Origin of the sequence: Thermoleptolyngbya sp. PKUAC-SCTB121 (genome assembly GCF_016919485.1) — a bacterium.
Taxonomy (GTDB): domain Bacteria; phylum Cyanobacteriota; class Cyanobacteriia; order Elainellales; family Elainellaceae; genus Thermoleptolyngbya; species Thermoleptolyngbya sichuanensis.
This window is the reverse complement of sequence record NZ_CP070366.1, coordinates 3,845,111-3,861,683: the sequence shown is the minus strand read 5'-3', so window position 1 is coordinate 3,861,683 and position 16,573 is coordinate 3,845,111. Positions and strand designations below refer to the sequence as shown.

The following is a 16,573-nucleotide window of genomic DNA, read 5'->3' as shown; positions in this document are numbered from 1 at the left end:
TAGCGTTTACGGAATTTCTGTGCCTGTTATTGCGCCTGCTATTGCGCCTGTCATTACAAACTTCATGCCCATCCCCCCCCGATTTTTCCAGTTTTTCACTCACCTGCGTCCGGCTGTGGTGCGCCGAGTCGCCCAGCGGGCCGCGGCTCATCGCCTGCCGGGTTTATCCGCAGAGATGGCCTACAACGCCATGCTGGCTTTGTTCCCAGCGATTTTGGCAATTTTAACGGCGATTGGCTTGTTTCAGCCGCTAAACACGACCTTTCTGCGCCTGATGGAGCAGGTCAGCGAAGTGGTGCCTGTGGAGGCGTGGCGGATTATCCAGTCTTTTACTGAGGAACTGAGTACCTCCCGCGATCGCACTCTATTCTCTCTCAGCTTTTTGGTGGCGATTTGGGCGGCATCGGGGGCGGCGAGTGCGGCTATGACCGCCCTGGATCAGATTCATCAAATTCCGCGCGATCGCCTCCGTCCCTTTTGGAAAGCCAAGCTTGTTTCTCTGGGGCTGACCGTTAGCGGATTGGTGCTGCTGATGCTGGCGCTGGCGATTGTGTTTATCGGGGATCTGCTGGTGCGCCAGGTGTCGATTCAGGCTCCTACGCTGCGACCCTGGCTGCTGACGCTATGGCAACTGCTGCCGCTGCCAGTGGCCCTCCTGCTGATTTCCCTGACATTTGCAGCGGTCTATCGCTTTGGCCCCAGCCGTTGGGACAAGCGGCGGCCCATTCTGCCGGGGGCGCTGCTGGCGGCAATTTTCTGGGCTGTGTTGTCCAATCTATTTCGGCTATACGTTGCAAATTTTGCCGACTATAACCGCGTCTATGGAGCAGTGGGTGCGGTGATTATTCTGCTGCTGTGGCTATATCTCACATCGCTGGTCATGCTGCTGGGGGACGAGATCAACGTCACCGTGGGCGAAGCGATGGAGCAATATGAGCAGCGGCGACAGCTACACTTCGAGGAAATGCGGGAAGAAATGCAGCGGAGCGCAGAGGTAAGAGATTAGCAGAGCCAGTTGCTCCTCTAGTGGCTCAGCCAGTGGCTTAGCCAATTGCTCAACCAATTGCTCAACCAAGGTTTATCCAGGTTGTTGATTTAAATCGCTGTTCGGATTGCTTGAATCGCCTCGTATCAGAAGTGTTGAACGCAATGTTAGCAGGGCAAGTTCATAGCTGAATCCAGTACAAAAGATCTATAATTCTGCCTGTAATGACCTACTTATTGCTTCCATTCTCAATAATCCGCCTCTTGAGAGTGCTTTTTGTAAAGTTTTACCATCAAGATTCAACACTTCTGGCCTCGTATAAGAAACCGAATTAAGAAACCAAAACCGAATTAGATCAGGCAAATCAGCAGCAGGAAGCCCAGAATGCCCAGGCTAGATTCCAGGAAAAAGGGAAATTCGGCTTTGGTTTGGTGGGTGGTGGGTTGCATAGTGAAACTCCGGGGTGAAGTGTTGGGAGATTGGGGGGGGGTTAACGTCTAGACGCTGTTCGACCTAGCAGTAGGCGCTGATGTCTTCGCCGCATTGATCGGCCAAATAGCACAGTGAGCGGAATCGCAGCCCGACAAACTGTTCGTATAGCGGGTTTAGCTTGCACAGGGGCGGAATGTGCCCGACTTTGCGACCTAGCACGATGATGTCGCGCTCGAAGGGGCACTGGGCGGGAATGAGCCGAGAAATGAAGTGGGCAGTTTGGCGATCGCGGATTTGCAGGTTATCCAGCCAGTTGCGGAGGGGCTGGAGCCACGAGGGGCGATCGCTACCTTGATGACTACCTTGATGAAGAGAGGATGTGGCGTTCATAGGACTCACAGGTTCGATGCAGTTCTCTACTGATTACTACTCAGTTCCATCCGCCAATTTCACGCAGCATTCGGTAAGAAATGATGAACTTTTCTGAGAAATCTTGATCCGATTGCCGAAAGCGGCTCTGAGAGAGCAGTTCTGCTGTTGGAATTGCCCTCATCTCAAGCTTAGGAAGCGCAACTTGGGGATCAATGAAGGAATTGAGAAGCTCTCTGAGAGTTGACTGAAGCTGAGGTGAATTTGTTGCTCGTTTGCCGTACTGTGGAGCAAGAATACCCATCGGCTGAGGCTGCTCAGAAGTTGTCCGCCCGACTTTTTCAGCAGATTTTTCAGCAGATTTTTCAGCAACCTGATTCAGCACCTTGAGATTCAGCGCCTCGAAATGTGCGCCGACGCTTGACGCAGGGAAATTCCATGACGCAGCTATCGCTTTCGGAAGACGAGATTCGCCAAGCCGCCACTGAAAAATCCTTTGAGCGGGGTGAGGACTATTACGACCAAGGTGCAGTTCTAGAGATCGTTCGGCGTGGGCGAACCGTTTATGCAGCGTTGGAGGAAAGCGAGGCTGATCCTTAGAGCTAATTTGTAAAGGAGCCTGAAAGCTTTGTTAATCAAGGATTTCCGAGAAACCGCTTTTCCTGGGCAAACATGACCTCAAAGCCACACATGCCCAGAGTTTCAGGCTTCTTAAGATTTGCTTCATAAATTAGCTCTTACACTGTGCGGATCACCTTTGGCACTCATGGCATTCCCGAAGGGACTTGCACCTGCCCCTACGACGATAGAGGCTGGTGCAAGCATCTGCTTTAGTTTGGACTAACTGGCATCACAATAATGCTCAACAGGATGCCATAAAGAATCTGCTCAACCGTTCATAACAGTTGAACTTAAGGAATTGGATACAATCCTGCTCGCAGTTAAGCTGCTGTTGCAACCGGACTGTTCAGGGATTGTTCGGATGTCTTGCGTTTCGAGGCTCGTTTTTTGACCATCGGATAGCAGGGACGAGGAGTTGGCTTGTGCCCCTTGCCTCGTCCTGGCGATTTACCACGAGGTTTAGGCGCAGGAGCAGGGGTGCCAATCGCTGCCAAAATGCCTGCAAACGCTTGTGCGACCCGACCCGGAGTCAACGTTTCTTGCGGTGCCTGCCAGGGCAAGGGGTGGTCAGTACAGTCCTTTCGCGCTAACCACAACTGCCAACTGAGCAACGGCATCAGGCTGCTCCACTGTTCGGTTGCCGATACAGAACTGAACTGGGGATGTGTCCAATATAGCCTCTGCTTGGCAAAGCGATACCAGTGTTCAATGGCAAAGCGACGGAGGTAGTGCAACCACAGGGTTTCTAACGGAGGCATCTGCTCACCCAGCCAAACTAACCACAAAGGAGCCAAGCGTCGCGTGCTGCTCTGTGTCTCCAGCACCTCCACGCGCAACACTTCCATTGCCCGTTTGGGGGATTTGCGGAAATGGTATGCACTCCAACGACTGACCCGCACTCGTCCCCAGTTGGGATCATCGACTTCAACGGTTTCGACCGGGACACTCCAAGTGTCAGGGTCATTGAGTTTCATCTTATGTCCATGCTTGGCAGGTGCGCCTCGCCCTCGATACGCTGGGGGCGCGCCATAGACACATCGATTGGATGTAACCCGCAGCAGCAAGTCTGCCTCAATCCCTGCCGTTTGGTTGACAAAACTGGCATTGCCGTACCCTCGGTCGTAGATCGCCAACGGACGCACCGCTAACTGCCGAGTCACTTGTTTGAGTTGGAATGCCGCTTTACTGGCGGGTGTTTCAAAGCTGGTGATGCGCTCATGCCGCAATGGTAATGCCCAACTGCCCCTGTCTTCAGCAATCCAGGCTAAGGTACTGTAGTTTTGTCCGGCTATCGGGGCATGTCCTGTTCTGCCTGATAAGGTGCGGTCTTTCAAACGCCTGGCAGCAGGACGGTTCCACCGACTCGCATCACCTGCCAACAACGGTTGCTGCTGAGTCGGTATCTGCTGCACCAACAGCTTCAGCACCTTTGAGCGGGGTAGGCGGCTATCGCGCAACGCTTCATAGGTGCTCGACCACTGGCGACGAAAGACAGGACTCTGCGATAGCCTCACAAACGACACGATGCACGCACTCACTAACACGGCATCCATCAGATCAAACAGGGCATCTCTGGCGTTTCCCAAGCTGGCATACAACGTTTGGCGAAATTGCTGAAGTTCGTTGAAAATCATGGGGTCAATGTTGGTTGTACTTCATTGACCTTACGGCAGTCGGTGCTTCTCATTGACTGCCTTCCTCTTCACCATTAGTCCAAACTAAAGAGGGCAATAAGGCGGCTGAAACACCAAGATGACATTGTCCGGTATCGTCAGGGTCTGAGCCGTATGGGCTGCGGCATTATCCACCTGAATCAGATGTAAATCATCGGGGAACTGAGCCGCAAAGCTGTGCAAAAACGCCTCAAAACAGGAACTGTCGAGATGAGAAAACTCGACTATCCACGATGCACCGCTCAGCGGTTCCACTAGACCGTACAGCCACCGATACACAAAGTCCCATTGAACTGAACCAATCGGCTGCACCCCAAAGCCCGTCAACTTGCGATGTTGAACCGTCAGCAGTCCGACGCGGCTCTCATCGCTGCACCAATAGCGGATTCGCCCCCCGTAGCGTTGTCTCAAGGCTGGCGGAATCGACTGGCTTATCTGGGCTGCAAGGTTTGCTGAACGGACTCGCACGCCCCAGGAGTCTGCTTCTTTGACACCGGACGGGGCACTTTGAGCTTCGCTTTGAGCCGATAGCGCACCGTCTTATGCACCGTCTTGTAGGGGACGGGCTGGTTGCCTGACACAAGTCCCGAAAGCCCAGAAAATTCGTTGTCTTGGGATCGAAGCCCATAGCTCCTGAGTTGCAGCCGGAGGGCTTGGTCAGAGGAGCTTTTGGGCCAGCGTCCCCTACGAGAAATCAGGGGTTTCCAGAGATGTGTCAGGCAGTCAGGGGGACGGGTTGACCATGCACCGCTGCGAGCCACTGCTGCACTGCTCCATAACTGCTAAAGCCTTCTGGATCTTGCAGTTCCCGCTCCAAAGATGCCAGGACTTCACCGCTAATCGCTCGCGGTCGTCCACTGCGAGATGCCACCTTCACCAACGCTTCGAGTCCACTCTGTCGATACTGGCTCAGCCAACGAGACACGGTCGTGCGATGGCAACCGCTCAGTTGGGCTAACTGCTCAACGCTCTTCGCTTGTCCGGTTTTTAACCACCACAACACCTGTACTTTACGGCGCTGTGATGACCGTTGCTGTTGTTCCAAGACGGCTTTTAGTTCTTCTGCTGTTTCAGCGATATCGATTTTGAGGACTCCACTCATGGCGGCTCGCTCTAACGTCTTCTTACATGTAGCAGATCTTTGGAGATTTGATATTAGAGGATGTTTGAAAAGTCCAACTATTTGTAGCAAAGCGTGCAAGATCCCCCTAAATCCCCCTTAAAAAGGGGGACTTTAAGGCGGTTTCCCCCCTTGTTAAGGGGGGCTAGGGGGGATCTCTGAGTGCTTAACATTACAGGCGATACCTTTTCAAACACCCTCTTAGCAGCTTGGCAGAATTCAATCGTTAATCCTGTAAGAGCTAATTTGTAAAGGAGCCTGAAAGCCTTGTTAATCAAGGATTTCCGAGAAACCGCTTTTCCTGGGCAAACATGACCTCAAAGCCACACATGCCAAGAGTTTCAGGCTTCTTAAGATTTGCTTCATAAATTAGCTCTAAATGTGGTCTATCTACTTACTTATTTCAGAGCAAAGAAGTTAAAAACCTGGTTGACTGACAAAACTAATCGGCGACACAGCAGTACGTGTGTACTTTGAATTCGATTCGATAGGTGCGTTGCTCATGCTGTTTGCGAGATGCCATCGCGGGTTCAGGATCGCGGTTATGAGTGAAACAGACATGACGGATGAGTGGCCACCCGTTCTCTAGGGCGGCTTTCAGCCAATCCCATCCAATGCGGAAGTAGCTATTGCCACGAAACCAATGGGGGTCAACCCATCGCCGTTTGCCTGTTGCGACGACCTCGAGACCTTGAGCGGTGACGTAGAGCGTCGCGACGGCCAAAAGGAACCAAAGCCGGGATAGGGCGCAGAGGGAGCGAATTTCAGATTTCTGGAGATTCCAGCCGTTGGATTGGTCATCGAGAAACGCCTCCTCAATGTCGAAGCGCAAGCCGTATTCCTCGAAGGTGCGCAGGTGGGTGGGTTCATCGCTGACGATGGTCCAAAACTCGCCGTTGAGGCTGTTATGACCAAAGGCGATATGCACCGGCCCGTACCACTCGCCTTTGTGGAGCTTCACGGTGTGCCAACAGAGAGCCTCCCCGCGCTGAAGGTGAATGTCCTTCAATTGACACCATCCATGGCCCGCCCGCCAAATCCAAGTATTCCGCTTGATGCGGATGCGGTAGTGCCACCCGAGTTCAGCGGTTATGGCGCTCATGGCCTCGGTGTGAATGAAGCCCCGGTCGGCTAAGACGACCACTTTTACCCCCGCCGGCAAGCGATGGGCGGCTTGGTGGAGCATCTCCCGGTAGTCACTGAAGGCGACGGACGCACTGCGGTGCTGGAGCACCCGCCAGACCACAGGCAACGCCCGGCCTCGATGCACCACCGCTAGGCGAATCAAGCAATACTCATCCCAAAACAGCGAGGTGTCCAAGCTCAGGTACAAACAATCCTCATCCCAATGGGCTAATGCCGCTTGAATCAGGGGCTTGTACAGGCGATGGACGTTCAGGCGACTGTTGTGCAGCCAGCGGCTTAGCCGTCGTTGTTTGCTTTGTGCCTGCACCCCTCGACACGGCACATAGGGCAGCCAGCGAGTCAGGTTGATTTCTCCGCGCTGGAGCAAAGCCACCACCATCCACAGGCAGGTCGTCAGATGGCTACGATGAGCCCAGGGCACCGATTGACCCAGCCAAGCGTTCAAGGCATTGTAGAGGGGGGAGTTTTTTTCACAGCATCTACGCTTTTGAGTGGTATCTAAGCTTAGAACGCTGGCTCCCCACTTCTTCCTCCAATCCCTGAAACTACCGCGCCACAAGCTGTTCAGCAGATTTCAGGTAACTTTTGTCAGTCAACCAGGCCCAGCCCTCACTAAAAGGACTGGGCATCCGGGTATTTTCAGAGGGCACTGAGCAGGACGCTACTAGTCAATCGCCTTCTTCACTTCGTCCTTGATGTCTTCGGTGGTGTGGCGAGCCTTGGCTTCGGCCTGCTTGGCGTGACCTTCCACCTTGTCCTTGGGATCGCCCGTCACTTCACCGACGGCTTCTTGCACTTTACCCTCGATGTTTTTCGCAGTTGCCTTCACGCGATCTTCGATACTCATAGTTTTCGTACCTCGTTGTGCGGTTTAACGTCTTGACTCTGCATCTGACCGCGAATCACGGTGCTGCTTAGCAGGCAATTCATCGGGCGAATCAGTGCATGAATCAATCGAACACTTTCACAATAGGCGCTTCTCCCAAAGCTTCCATCCCTCACAGGGCGGGAGTCTTGAGGCGTAGGGATCTGCCCAGCGCTCTAGTCCGGTAGGGAGAAGGCAGGTTAAAGGGCTGAAGGAATTAGGACTTATGCAGTTGGACAATTTCTCGCGGGCACAGCCCGCGAGAAATTGTCCAAAACCCAAAGAGCTTATCGCAAGTGCGTAAGTCTTGAGAATAAGAGAGTGAAGAGGTGGATGGCGTGAGGAAATGTTCCCCTGAAAACCGCCTCTCGCGATACAGTTCAGTTTTGTTACAGAAGTACATAATAGTTACAATTGGTTCAATTGATGTAACCACTGAACGCACTCCCTGCAAATCGCCCCCCATGACTCAAGCTTCTACTCCGTCGAGAGCGTCTGTGTCGCCGCTGCTGCTGATTGCGCCGTTTTTCCTGTGGGGAACGGCGATGGTGGCGATGAAGGGCGTGATTCCGCAAACCACGCCGCTATTCATGGCGGGGGTTCGGGTGCTACCGGCGGGGCTGCTGATTTTGCTGGCGGCGGCAGTAATGGGGCGATCGCAGCCGAAGGGGTGGAAGGCCTGGGGCTGGATTGCGCTGTTTGGTCTGGTGGATGCGGCGCTGTTTCAGGGTTTTTTGGCTGAGGGACTGGTGCGGACGGGCGCGGGTCTGGGGTCGGTGATGATCGACTCGCAGCCCTTGGCGGTGGCGCTGATGGCGCGGTTCCTTTTTGGCGAGCGAGTGGGGGGCTTTGGCTGGCTGGGGCTGCTGTTTGGCGTGGTGGGGATTAGCCTGCTAGGGTTGCCAGAGGGCGTAATCCAGGCGGCGCTGCACGGCAGTTTTTCCCCAGCTCTGGGCGCAAGCCTGCTGCACGACCTGTTTCAAAACGGGCAATGGCTGATGCTGATGGCGGCGCTGTCGATGGCGGTAGGCACGGTGATGATGGGCTATGTGTCGCGCCATGCCGACCCGGTGGCGGCGACGGGCTGGCATATGGTGCTGGGTGGCATTCCGCTGTTTGTGCTGTCGGCGCTGGGGGAAACGAATCAGTGGCAGCAGCTTGGCTGGACAGACTGGATGGCGATGAGCTATTCCACGATTTTTGGCAGTGCGATCGCCTATGGACTGTTCTTCTATTTCGCAGCCAGCGGCAACCTGACTAGCCTCAGTTCCCTGACGTTCCTCACGCCTGTTTTTGCGCTGCTATTTGGCAACCTGTTCCTGTCTGAAGTGCTGAATCCGGTACAGTGGGTCGGGGTAGGGCTGACGCTGGTGAGTATTTACCTGATCAACCAGCGTGAGGTGCTGGCAGCGAAGTTTCAGCCTGCGGCAGTGGAAAAGGCTGCGACCTCGCTGGCGGCGGAACTGGAGGCCGAGATTGAAGCCGAAATCGAAGCGGTGAATGAAAAAATTGCAGCGCATCGGCGATCGCGCCTGGAAGGAGCTAGGGATTAGTGGGGCGGTCTCAGCGCTATTGCTGTGCTGGTTCTCCTTCAAGCCTGTTGACGCTGGCGGGAATTGTTAAGTACGGTGAAGAGGTTCAAGATGCTAAGCCTCTGGAGCCGTTCGATCCATGAAACTTTCGCCCAGGCTGAAAAAGCTGCTGGTGGCTCTGCTTTCGCTGGCGATCGCCTATGCCGTCATGGCGTTTGCCTTCAAGCTCATCGGGCTAGAGAATGCCCACCTCTGGGTTGAACGCGCCGGCCCTTGGGCCCCACTCCTGTTCACGGTTGTCTGTGCGGCGAGCTTGATTGCTGCCCCGCTTAGCGGCAGTTCCATCTTTATTGCGGGTGGGGCGCTGTTTGGCAAAGAAACTGCCTTTGTGCTGAGCTTCATCGCGTCGCTGATCGGGTGCAGCATAAATTATTGGATTTCCCGTCGCTACGGTCGCCGGGTTGCAGTGCGACTGGTGGGCAAAGATGAGATTGAGGAACTGGATGCGTTTGTGGCTCGCCTAAAGGGGCATCACAGCGTCCTTTATATGGCACTGATTATGCTGCTGGGTCAGGATGTCGTGAGCTACGCCATTGGCCTCACCAAGATCGACTACTTCCACTTTTTCCTGGCGCTGGTTCCTGCTGCGGCCGTGCTTGTTGGCTTTTATATCTACGTCGGCACGAGCCTTCTAGAAGCCCTGATTGCGTAGCGGCAATTTGGTTTTGGATTTTGGATTGGCGATTTTGGATTGCCAAGAGCGGGTCACCTGACCCTGCATAACCCCGTATTGAAGATGTATCGAAGACCCATAAATGCCACAAGACTTGAGAAGGCTTGTGGGTTCCCTCAAGTCTTTTACAGGTCATTGGGCCAGGACTTTAGTTTGGACTAATGGTGAAGAGGAAGGCAGTCAATGAGAAGCACCGACTGCCGTAAGGTCAATGAAGTACAACCAACATTGACCCCATGATTTTCAACGAACTTCAGCAATTTCGCCAAACGTTGTATGCCAGCTTGGGAAACGCCAGAGATGCCCTGTTTGATCTGATGGATGCCGTGTTAGTGAGTGCGTGCATCGTGTCGTTTGTGAGGCTATCGCAGAGTCCTGTCTTTCGTCGCCAGTGGTCGAGCCCCTATGAAGCGTTGCGCGATAGCCGCCTACCCCGATCAAAGGTGCTGAAGCTGTTGGTGCAGCAGATACCGACTCAGCAGCAACCGTTGTTGGCAGGTGATGCGAGTCGGTGGAACCGTCCTGCTGCCAGGCGTTTGAAAGACCGCACCTTATCAGGCAGAACAGGACATGCCCCGATAGCCGGACAAAACTACAGTACCTTAGCCTGGATTGCTGAAGACAGGGGCAGTTGGGCATTACCATTGCGGCATGAGCGCATCACCAGCTTTGAAACACCCGCCAGTAAAGCGGCATTCCAACTCAAACAAGTGACTCGGCAGTTAGCGGTGCGTCCGTTGGCGATCTACGACCGAGGGTACGGCAATGCCAGTTTTGTCAACCAAACGGCAGGGATTGAGGCAGACTTGCTGCTGCGGGTTACATCCAATCGATGTGTCTATGGCGCGCCCCCAGCGTATCGAGGGCGAGGCGCACCTGCCAAGCATGGACATAAGATGAAACTCAATGACCCTGACACTTGGAGTGTCCCGGTCGAAACCGTTGAAGTCGATGATCCCAACTGGGGACGAGTGCGGGTCAGTCGTTGGAGTGCATACCATTTCCGCAAATCCCCAAACGGGCAATGGAAGTGTTGCGCGTGGAGGTGCTGGAGACACAGAGCAGCACGCGACGCTTGGCTCCTTTGTGGTTAGTTTGGCTGGGTGAGCAGATGCCTCCGTTAGAAACCCTGTGGTTGCACTACCTCCGTCGCTTTGCCATTGAACACTGGTATCGCTTTGCCAAGCAGAGGCTATATTGGACACATCCCCAGTTCAGTTCTGTATCGGCAACCGAACAGTGGAGCAGCCTGATGCCGTTGCTCAGTTGGCAGTTGTGGTTAGCGCGAAAGGACTGTACTGACCACCCCTTGCCCTGGCAGGCACCGCAAGAAACGTTGACTCCGGGTCGGGTCGCACAAGCGTTTGCAGGCATTTTGGCAGCGATTGGCACCCCTGCTCCTGCGCCTAAACCTCGTGGTAAATCGCCAGGACGAGGCAAGGGGCACAAGCCAACTCCTCGTCCCTGCTATCCGATGGTCAAAAAACGAGCCTCGAAACGCAAGACATCCGAACAATCCCTGAACAGTCCGGTTGCAACAGCAGCTTAACTGCGAGCAGGATTGTATCCAATTCCTTAAGTTCAACTGTTATGAACGGTTGAGCAGATTCTTTATGGCATCCTGTTGAGCATTATTGTGATGCCAGTTAGTCCAAACTAAAGGCCAGGATCTACGCACTTGCGATGGGTTTTCTGAATTTTGGACGATTTCTCGCGGGCTGCCAGCGCGAGAAATCGTCCTACTGTGTAAGTTCTATCGAGCGTTGGGTTAAGCCAGATCTGTGGCTACGGCAGCACTTTTTCTCGGAATCCGACAGACGCTAAGGAGATTGCGGGATTTCTTGCAGCAGGCTGTTGACCAGTTCCCGTCCGTTGGGGTGAAATACCTGAAGCCGGATAAAGCCGGGATCGCTGGGTCGCCAACTCACCTGATAGCGATAGTCCCCATTGCGCCAGGTGTAAACCCGACGGCTGCTATCTCCAGACACCGCAGCGCCCGCCAGTCTTAGCGTTGCCTGGTTGCTGCGATCGATTCCCTGGTATTGCAGGCTGCCGCCCTCAAACCAAATGCTGATAAACCATCGGTCGCTGGCATAGTCTCCAGTGGGGAATGTTTGGGCGATCGCTGCTTGGGGAGTCAACAAGTCTGCTGCCAGCAGTGGCGTAGATAGCCCCAGCACAAGGCTGAGCGCAATAGATTTAGGGTTCATAGGTTCCTCTTTAGCCCGTTCGAGCGCGATTGGGTATACTTTTTGGGTGGACTTTAAAGAGCGTTCCCCAATCGGACTAAGCCTGAACCTGTAATAGTCGGGTACTCGACCCAGCAGAACCTCTAATTTCGGTGGTTATTACTGTAGCGCACCAGCGTCCCTGCCCACTGGAGCTTTTCGCGGAGCGTCTGGTAGTAGGAATAATTTTCTTGCAGGATAATAAATTGGGCGGGACGTTCTGCCATGCGAATATCCACCCGCTGCCCCGGCCAAATGGAGGTGGCTAGCACGCCGTCCATCCAGAGTTTGGTTGTCATGTCAGGATCAGACAGCGGCCAAATGCTGACCACAGAACCCGCAGGCAGCACAATCGAGCGGCTGGACAAGCTGAGCGGGCAAATTGGCGTGATGGCGATCGCATCCATGCCGGGATGAATAATCGGGCCGTTGGCCGCCAGCGTGTAACAGGTGGAACCCGTCGGCGTAGCGACGATCAGCCCGTCGCCCTGGTACTGATCCACTACTTCCCCATCAATTTCCATTTCCAAAATGGAAGTGACCATGCGGTCGGCCGAGGCAGGCTTGACGCACATTTCATTGAGCGCAAAGAAGCAATCGCTCATTGGCTCCAGGTTGGTGCGGTTGCCTTCGTAGGTCGTCGCTTGCAGCATCATCCGCCGCTGCACCGCAAAGCGATCGCTCGTCAGCCGCTCCCACACCTGCTGCGAATCTTCACTCAAAAAATCCAGCGGCTCGGTCAAAAAGCCCAGGTGCCCCCCCACGTTCACCGCCAGGATAGGAATGCCTTCGTCTGCTAGATGCCGTGCTGCACCCAGAGCCGTGCCGTCGCCTCCCAGCACCAGCGCCAGATCAATCGGCTGGGAAACAGAAGCCAAAAATACTGGATATGGATTGTCCCTTGGGCCGCTCGGCCCCATCAACACGCGACAGCCCCGTGCCTCCAGTTCCTTTGCACAGCGCTCGGCCCACTTTTGGCTAAGGGCATTTCCCGACTTGTGAATGATGATGACTTGCTTTAGCTCCACCCGCTCGCCGTCTCAATCTGCTACCACTTCAGCAGATTAAATTGCTCCATATCCACCGTATCGCGATTTCGGTAAATGGACAGCACGATGGCAAGACCCACAGCCGCCTCCGCAGCGGCGATCGCAATCACAAATACTGTAAACACTTGCCCCTTGACCGCGCTGGGATCAAGAGAGTTGGAAAACGCCATCAGGTTGAGGTTGACGGAGTTGAGCAGCAGTTCAATCGACATCAGCACACGGATGGCGTTGCGGCTAGTGACCAGGCCATAGATGCCAATGCAAAACAGAGCGGCGGCGAGTAGGAGGAAATACTGAAGCTGCATAGGTCGGAGATCAGGGGTCAGAGGTCAAGAGTCGGGATGTCCAGTGGAAACGGGGTGAACCTAATCTCTAGAACTGGTTCCAGTGAGTTCACGGGGGCGTTCGGGGAGGGTCAGCGAGGTTCGGGGGCCGTCTTCGGTTGTCGCCTCTTCGGGCAGGAACTCGCGACGGGCAATCACGATCGCCCCGATCAGCGCCATCAGCAGTAGCACCGATGCTAGCTCAAACGGCAGCAGGAAATCGCTGAAGAAATGCAGCCCGATGGTCACCAACGCCTCATCTCCAGCAATCGGCGCGTCCGAAAGCCCCCAGGGAGTTGCCACAATCATCGTTGCCAGCAGCCCAAATAGTCCGGCGCACACTGAACCCGTCGCCGCTTTCCCCAGCCACGCCTTCTGCACGGGGGCAAAATCCTGGCGCTTGTTCACGAGCATGATGCCAAACAGGATCAGCACGTTCACCGCACCGACGTAAATCAAGATTTGTGCCGCCGCCACGAACCCGGCATTCAGCAGAATGTATAGCCCGGAAATGCTGATAAACACCAGACCCAGCAAAAAGGCTGAGTACACAATGTTGTCCAGCAGCACCACACCCAGCGCCGCCGCCAGCATCATTGCCGCCAGCACAATCAAAGAAACCAGTTGAACGCCATCTGCCAGATTCACAGTCGGTCTCCTGAACGAGAAGAGGAAAGGTCGAGAGTACGGATCGAGCGAGTTGCCTGTGGGTTGCCCGGAAGCGCTAATGAAAGCGCCCATAAACCTGTCCGTTAGGCTTCGGGTGCAGCTTCCGCAGGCTGGGCCTCGTCGAGAATTTCTTCGGGCAGCTTGCCAGCACGGCGCGACCCGGCAGGCAGGTCGTGTGGTTCCATCACGCCCTTGGGCAGGTAGCCCAACTCCCGCAGCGGGGTCACCATTGGGTCTTGCGTCACCTTGTAGGGCAGGCGACCCAGGGCTACGTTGTCGTAGTTCAACTCGTGGCGATCATAGGTCGCAAGCTCGTATTCTTCGGTCATCGACAGGCAGTTGGTGGGGCAATATTCCACGCAGTTGCCGCAGAAGATGCACACGCCGAAGTCGATGCTATAGTGATTCAGCTTCTTCTTCTTGGTTTCCTTGTTAAATTCCCAGTCCACCACGGGCAGGTTGATGGGGCACACCCGAACGCAGACTTCGCAGGCGATGCACTTGTCAAACTCGAAGTGGATGCGACCGCGGAAGCGCTCCGAAGGAATCAGTTTCTCGTAGGGATACTGCACCGTAATCGGGCGACGGTGCATGTGGTCAAAGGTGACCGACAAGCCCTGACCGATGTATTTGGCTGCTTGAACTGCTTCCTTGGTATAGTCAGAGACTTGCTTGAGAAATTTCAGCATAGGAAGGAGGGGGAGGGAGGTTGAAGAACGAATGGTCTTTGGAGTTGAACCTTAGCCACCGAAGGCCACTGGAAACACCAGCTTTAGCCCGGCCGTTAGCAGCAGGTTAACCAGGGACACGGGCAGCAGAAACTTCCAGCCCAGGTCAAGCAGTTGGTCGATGCGGACGCGGGGCACCGTCCAGCGCAAAAGGATTGCCAGGAAGATAAACAGGTAGGCCTTGAACAGCGTCATGACGATGCCGAGACTGGCGGTGATGACTTGGAGCCAGGGCGTAGACTCGCTAACCCCGATCAGACTGGCCAACCAACTCACCGATACAGGAGACTCCCAGCCGCCTAGATACAGCACCGAAGCCAGCAGCGCCGACAGCACCAGGTTGGCGTAGGATCCCGCGTAGAACAGCATGAACTTTACGGCGCTGTATTCAGTCTGATAGCCTGCGACGATTTCTTCTTCGGCCTCTGGCAGGTCGAAGGGCATCCGTTCGCACTCGGCCAGCGCCGCGATCCAGAAGATGACGAAGCCCACGGGCTGCCGCCACAGGTTCCAACCGAGAATGCCGTAATCGGACTGTCCCTGCACGATATCTACCGTGCTAAGGGAGTTGGACATCATGGCGATCGCCAACACGGACAGCGCCAGAGGTAGCTCATAGCTGATTGACTGCGCCGCAGCCCGCAGCCCGCCGATCAGCGAATACTTGTTGTTGGACGCATAGCCTGCCATCAGCAGCCCGATAGGGGCAATGCTCGACAGCGCAATCCACAGAAAAATACCAATGCCCAAGTCACTGATCAGCAGGTTTTGACCGAAGGGCACGATCAGATAGGACAGGAACACCGGGATAAAGACCAACAGAGGGGCGATCGCAAAAAGCCAGGGGTCAGTTTTGGCGGGCAGAATGTCTTCTTTGAACAGCAGCTTTACCACGTCTGCCGCTGGAATCAGCATCCCCAACGGGCCGGCGTATTCCGGGCCAATCCGCTGCTGGGCCGCCGCCGACACCTTCCGCTCTAGCCAAGTAGCCACGAGCGCCAGCACCGTCACTGCGCCGACAATCAGCACCATTGGCAAGGGAATCCAGATGGTCTTGGCGACACCGGGCGACAAGCCCAAATCCATCAACGCTTGAATAAAGCTGCCTTGCAGGTCAATTCCCGAACTCATACATCCTGCGACTCAACTAAAGGGCGATTGGTCATTAAATCGGCGGCGCTCAGGTAATGATCCTTAACACCTGCGTTTAGTATACGGTACAGGTTCATGCCAAAGTCCCCTGTAGCCCATGACAAGCTATGACAAATTTCTGGTGTGGTGATAGGGAAGCCAAATTACTGCGCCAGATTTTTGAAGTTTTTTCTTAGATTTTTGTTGTCAGGGGCTTCCATCCTGGGGTGCAGTGGTTATGATTGGGAGCTACTAAATAAGCCCTGAAAGACAACCTCCAGAAAGCCGAAAAGAAACGCCTATGCAAACGCCTTCTCTGCCGGAATCCAATCATCCTTTAATTAAGTCTCTGTCGCACTACAGCGATCAGGAGTTGCTGACGCTGCTCCAGCGGCATCCCGATGCTGGGCAATACTTTACTGCGCTTTACTGTCGCTATAGCCCGCTGGTGTATACGCTGATTCGCCACTCCGCGCGATCGCCCATGCAGGCCGACTATCTCTTCTCCATCACCTGGCGGCACCTGTTCCACGAACTGCTGGGGCTGGATCTCAGCACCCCCGGTATCACACTGCAATCCTGGATTATCAACGTCACAGCTCTATGCATTAATCAGGCAGAACTGCCCCCTGCCGAAGACATTCACTATTCTCTAGAGGCATCGCCGCCGCCGCTGCAATGCTATGTCGAGCGATCGCTCGATCAGGTTTCCCCGTCCCAACGGCTGATGATCGTGATGGCGCAGACCTTTCGCTGGAGCGAACCGCGCATCGCCGCCTACCTCCAGGCAGAAGGCGAACACATCACTGCTGCGGGCGTAAAGGCGCAACTGCAAGCCGGGTATGAACGCCTGGAAACTGCGCTACCAGAAGACATCCGCGCCATCTATCTGGCAGGCGGCAACCTGGAAGCTCATCTGCACGGGCAACAGCGGGCGCAGACCACCACGGAGGCTTAATTTCACCACGG

At 54.9% G+C, this 16,573-nt stretch carries 20 protein-coding genes and 1 pseudogene; 7 read left to right on the top strand and 14 right to left on the bottom strand.

The window, feature by feature from the left end; all coding sequences use genetic code 11:
* Positions 1-64: 64 nt before the first annotated feature.
* Entirely contained in the window at positions 65-1,006 is a 942-nt protein-coding gene (locus tag JTM80_RS15865; protein WP_172358815.1) for a YihY/virulence factor BrkB family protein, read from the top strand.
* A 492-nt stretch (positions 1,007-1,498) separates the two neighbouring features.
* Here the strand turns inward: JTM80_RS15865 and JTM80_RS15860 are convergent, their stop codons facing one another.
* The gene (locus tag JTM80_RS15860) at positions 1,499-1,807 is read right to left on the bottom strand and encodes a Mo-dependent nitrogenase C-terminal domain-containing protein (RefSeq protein WP_172354347.1); all 309 of its coding nucleotides are present in this window, start codon (positions 1,805-1,807) and stop codon (positions 1,499-1,501) included.
* A gap of 40 nt (positions 1,808-1,847) precedes the next feature.
* Positions 1,848-2,171, bottom strand: a complete 324-nt coding sequence (locus JTM80_RS15855; RefSeq protein WP_172354348.1) for a hypothetical protein — start codon at positions 2,169-2,171, stop codon at positions 1,848-1,850.
* A gap of 53 nt (positions 2,172-2,224) precedes the next feature.
* Between JTM80_RS15855 and JTM80_RS15850 the strand changes: the two genes are divergently transcribed.
* Positions 2,225-2,386: a hypothetical protein gene (locus tag JTM80_RS15850; protein WP_172354349.1), complete on the top strand. Its 162-nt coding sequence runs from the start codon at positions 2,225-2,227 to the stop codon at positions 2,384-2,386.
* 144 nt (positions 2,387-2,530) lie between these two features.
* Positions 2,531-2,620 (top strand): SWIM zinc finger family protein, encoded by a 90-nt coding sequence (locus JTM80_RS23605; RefSeq protein ID WP_205369778.1) that lies wholly within the window; start codon positions 2,531-2,533, stop codon positions 2,618-2,620.
* A gap of 107 nt (positions 2,621-2,727) precedes the next feature.
* Here the strand turns inward: JTM80_RS23605 and JTM80_RS15840 are convergent, their stop codons facing one another.
* The 6 genes from JTM80_RS15840 to JTM80_RS15815 form a co-directional block, all read right to left on the bottom strand.
* Entirely contained in the window at positions 2,728-4,041 is a 1,314-nt protein-coding gene (locus JTM80_RS15840; RefSeq protein WP_172353244.1) for an NF041680 family putative transposase, read from the bottom strand.
* A gap of 84 nt (positions 4,042-4,125) precedes the next feature.
* Entirely contained in the window at positions 4,126-4,491 is a 366-nt protein-coding gene (locus JTM80_RS15835; protein WP_172354377.1) for a hypothetical protein, read from the bottom strand.
* Positions 4,492-4,511: 20 nt separating this feature from the next.
* Positions 4,512-4,661, bottom strand: a complete 150-nt coding sequence (locus JTM80_RS15830) for a hypothetical protein (RefSeq protein WP_205369776.1) — start codon at positions 4,659-4,661, stop codon at positions 4,512-4,514.
* 134 nt (positions 4,662-4,795) lie between these two features.
* The gene (locus JTM80_RS15825; protein WP_205369774.1) at positions 4,796-5,182 is read right to left on the bottom strand and encodes a helix-turn-helix domain-containing protein; all 387 of its coding nucleotides are present in this window, start codon (positions 5,180-5,182) and stop codon (positions 4,796-4,798) included.
* Between the two features lie 460 nt (positions 5,183-5,642).
* Complete coding sequence (locus JTM80_RS15820; RefSeq protein WP_225906655.1) at positions 5,643-6,767, bottom strand: transposase; 1,125 nt, start codon at positions 6,765-6,767, stop codon at positions 5,643-5,645.
* A gap of 243 nt (positions 6,768-7,010) precedes the next feature.
* Positions 7,011-7,193 (bottom strand): CsbD family protein, encoded by a 183-nt coding sequence (locus JTM80_RS15815; RefSeq protein WP_172354376.1) that lies wholly within the window; start codon positions 7,191-7,193, stop codon positions 7,011-7,013.
* Between the two features lie 482 nt (positions 7,194-7,675).
* On the opposite strand from JTM80_RS15815, the gene JTM80_RS15810 reads away from it, so the two are divergent.
* The 3 genes and pseudogenes from JTM80_RS15810 to JTM80_RS15800 all read left to right on the top strand — a co-directional run bounded on the left by JTM80_RS15810 (position 7,676) and on the right by JTM80_RS15800 (position 11,025).
* A complete protein-coding gene (locus JTM80_RS15810) occupies positions 7,676-8,764 on the top strand; it encodes a DMT family transporter (protein ID WP_172354375.1) in 1,089 nt (362 codons plus the stop codon).
* A gap of 118 nt (positions 8,765-8,882) precedes the next feature.
* Positions 8,883-9,455, top strand: a complete 573-nt coding sequence (locus tag JTM80_RS15805; protein ID WP_172354374.1) for a TVP38/TMEM64 family protein — start codon at positions 8,883-8,885, stop codon at positions 9,453-9,455.
* 257 nt (positions 9,456-9,712) lie between these two features.
* A pseudogene (locus JTM80_RS15800) lies at positions 9,713-11,025 on the top strand (NF041680 family putative transposase).
* A gap of 271 nt (positions 11,026-11,296) precedes the next feature.
* Here the strand turns inward: JTM80_RS15800 and JTM80_RS15795 are convergent.
* From JTM80_RS15795 to nuoH, 6 genes are all read right to left on the bottom strand, one after another.
* Positions 11,297-11,686 carry a hypothetical protein gene (locus JTM80_RS15795; RefSeq protein ID WP_205369771.1) on the bottom strand — a complete coding sequence of 130 codons (390 nt, stop codon included), beginning with the start codon at positions 11,684-11,686 and terminating at the stop codon, positions 11,297-11,299.
* A 122-nt stretch (positions 11,687-11,808) separates the two neighbouring features.
* Positions 11,809-12,732 carry an NAD(+) kinase gene (locus JTM80_RS15790; protein ID WP_205369769.1) on the bottom strand — a complete coding sequence of 308 codons (924 nt, stop codon included), beginning with the start codon at positions 12,730-12,732 and terminating at the stop codon, positions 11,809-11,811.
* 20 nt (positions 12,733-12,752) lie between these two features.
* Entirely contained in the window at positions 12,753-13,058 is a 306-nt protein-coding gene (nuoK, locus tag JTM80_RS15785) for an NADH-quinone oxidoreductase subunit NuoK (protein ID WP_068513455.1), read from the bottom strand.
* A gap of 60 nt (positions 13,059-13,118) precedes the next feature.
* A complete protein-coding gene (locus JTM80_RS15780) occupies positions 13,119-13,724 on the bottom strand; it encodes an NADH-quinone oxidoreductase subunit J (RefSeq protein WP_225906654.1) in 606 nt (201 codons plus the stop codon).
* 104 nt (positions 13,725-13,828) lie between these two features.
* Complete coding sequence (ndhI, locus tag JTM80_RS15775; RefSeq protein WP_172354416.1) at positions 13,829-14,434, bottom strand: NAD(P)H-quinone oxidoreductase subunit I; 606 nt, start codon at positions 14,432-14,434, stop codon at positions 13,829-13,831.
* A gap of 51 nt (positions 14,435-14,485) precedes the next feature.
* Positions 14,486-15,604, bottom strand: a complete 1,119-nt coding sequence (nuoH, locus tag JTM80_RS15770; RefSeq protein WP_172354418.1) for an NADH-quinone oxidoreductase subunit NuoH — start codon at positions 15,602-15,604, stop codon at positions 14,486-14,488.
* 301 nt (positions 15,605-15,905) lie between these two features.
* Between nuoH and JTM80_RS15765 the strand changes: the two genes are divergently transcribed.
* Positions 15,906-16,562, top strand: coding sequence for an RNA polymerase sigma factor (locus JTM80_RS15765; RefSeq protein ID WP_172354420.1), 657 nt, complete (start codon positions 15,906-15,908; stop codon positions 16,560-16,562).
* Positions 16,563-16,573 lie beyond the last annotated feature (11 nt).